Source organism: Lactiplantibacillus fabifermentans DSM 21115, assembly GCF_000498955.2.
Classification (GTDB): domain Bacteria; phylum Bacillota; class Bacilli; order Lactobacillales; family Lactobacillaceae; genus Lactiplantibacillus; species Lactiplantibacillus fabifermentans.
Window position 1 is genome coordinate 1 of record NZ_AYGX02000108.1, and the last position, 2333, is coordinate 2333.

Sequence of the window (2333 nt, forward strand, 5' to 3'; positions counted from 1 at the left end):
GGTTATGCTGAACAATTTGTCCAAAAATTCGGATTAAATTTGCAATCTACCTTTTGCCAGCTTCCCATGATTTGACCGTCCGTGGTGAAACTGCAACATAAAATGCCAACACCCGCTGAGTAATGCCCAACTTTTCACGAATTGCTTTAATCGCATCCGCATCATAATCCGGAACAGGCTTAAGTGAAACGACATGCGTAGTAACATGCGAGTCGTCTCCCTGTAAAGCTGCGGTAATTTGTTCTGCTGAAAGTTGTAACGAGGTTAACTTTTCAGTCATTTTAAGCTGCCTTTCTTCATCAACTTGAAGAATTTTGACAGGTTTGCTGGTGTCAGTTAACTTATTTCACAGAAAATAGCGAACTAAGATGAGGTCCATGAATGATGGCTACCGCTTAATTAACTTCACCACTAATCAATTGATATTAATCATTCAAATTTGATTATACAGTTTTAATGTAAAGTTATGGCATCGATGTTGTAAACTTACCGTATATTTGACTAACTTACGCACCACCAGGCATTAACGGTCAAAAATATATTAATAACGCCTTTTGAGAAAATCATAGAACCGTGTTAGCATAGGATAAGATTGTTTTACTAATGAACTTTTTTAATTGGAAACAAATAATTTAATCGTAAGCGTCGTTCGGGTCAGCGTTACGGTTTAATTTAGGGGGGAGCCACATGTCTAGGAATCAAAAGGCCCTCATTACAATCAGCATTATCGTGATTGCCATGATGAGCCCTTTACTTTTTAGTCAACACGCACTATTAGGGGTCGACGGTTATTTTCAATATAACCGCATTTATGAAGCGGCGATGCAAATCAAACATCACAACCTGAGCTTCATTAATTTATATTCATTTCAACAAGCTGGGCGGGTCGTTAACAGTTTATATAGCCCGTTAATTACGTACATTGCTGGCGCGTTATTGCTAATACTCGGGACCTGGTACAAGTTCCAGATTGTGACCGTTTTTGTGGTGTACTTGGTGGCGGGCTACGGCATGTACTTGGCGGCCCGCAAGTTTCAATTTTCACAGCGCCGCGCCCTCGCATTGGCGGTTATTTTTTTAACTTCTAACGTTGTTTATGGTTATATTTTCGGCGTCACGTGGCGCTCACTGGCCTTAGCCCTGTTGCCGTTATTCGTGGGTCCCATTTTAACTTTGTATCAGGGCAACTGGACCATCAAAGCCATGCTCAAGCTAGGGCTGTTAGTCGGCGTTTTGACGCAATTTCAAATTTTGACGGTGGTGCTTACGGTACCATTTTTCGTGCCATTCGCCATTCACGGCTTGTCCCAAACTAAATATAAACAATCAGCACTCTTGAATTTATTGGTCGCGATCTTAGTGGCGCTATTACTGAGTTTGAACACTATTTTGCCAATGCTAGAAGTCTTTTCCGAGAACACACTCATTGCGCCCGTTGCGATGCAATTAATGGATGAGACCAGCTTGATTTTGCAACCAATCTACACTGGTGTTGATTCTAGTAGTGATATTGTCTTGACCATCATTATTTATACCATGCTGATGGGCCTGATCATGTTTTGGTCGCGCTTAGGTAACTTTACCCGGCTATTTGCTTGCGTGGCCGTGGTTTATGCCATTCTGGGCACTAGTTTGTTTCCTTGGGATGCGTTGCAACAAGCTTGGCCAGCCTTGCAGTCTTTCATTCAAATGCCACGTCGCATCACGTTAGTTGGCGTCCCATTTCTGATACTGGCGACGATGCTAGTCTATGACGATGTCGCTCAAGCAACTCAAAATTTCAAGTTATCACAAGGAATTACTTACACGAGCATCTTTTTAGCACTATTTTCGTTTATCCTGTGTACGCAAAAAGTCGCCCAAAACGTCCATTATACAACGATGGAAACTACGACTTTAGCGGATGGCTTACAAACGGTCGATGGTAATGTTTATTCAAAACTGACCCATATTACTGAATTACAACCAGCATTTCATACCCGTGATTTGTCAAAACTTATTAAACAATTCGCCCGGACGACGCCCGATTACGTGCCCGTACCACACAAGTTCGAAACTAACGGTGATGTTTATCATGCTTACCGCACTAATTTTTCAGCCCGTCATGCGCACTTCAAACACCAAGTCGTCGACAATGGGATTCAGCTTACTTGGACGGCAAAACATGCTAAAAAGCGCGCCGTACCGGTCGTTAAATATCGGCGAACGACCTTAACGCTGAATGGTAAAACGTTGACTGATAAACAAGTTAAACAACAATGGAGCGGTAACTTAGTTGTTAGGTAGATTGCAAATTTAATCCGAATTTTTGGACAAATTGTTCAGCATAACCT

Annotated in this window: 2 protein-coding genes; one reads left to right on the forward strand and one right to left on the reverse strand. The window is 41.9% G+C overall.

Annotated features, from left to right (window positions below):
• Positions 1-46: 46 nt before the first annotated feature.
• Positions 47-280, reverse strand: a complete 234-nt coding sequence (locus tag DY78_RS09920; protein WP_024626256.1) for a helix-turn-helix domain-containing protein — start codon at positions 278-280, stop codon at positions 47-49.
• A gap of 407 nt (positions 281-687) precedes the next feature.
• Between DY78_RS09920 and DY78_RS09925 the strand changes: the two genes are divergently transcribed.
• Positions 688-2286, forward strand: a complete 1599-nt coding sequence (locus DY78_RS09925; RefSeq protein WP_029779182.1) for a membrane protein — start codon at positions 688-690, stop codon at positions 2284-2286.
• Positions 2287-2333 lie beyond the last annotated feature (47 nt).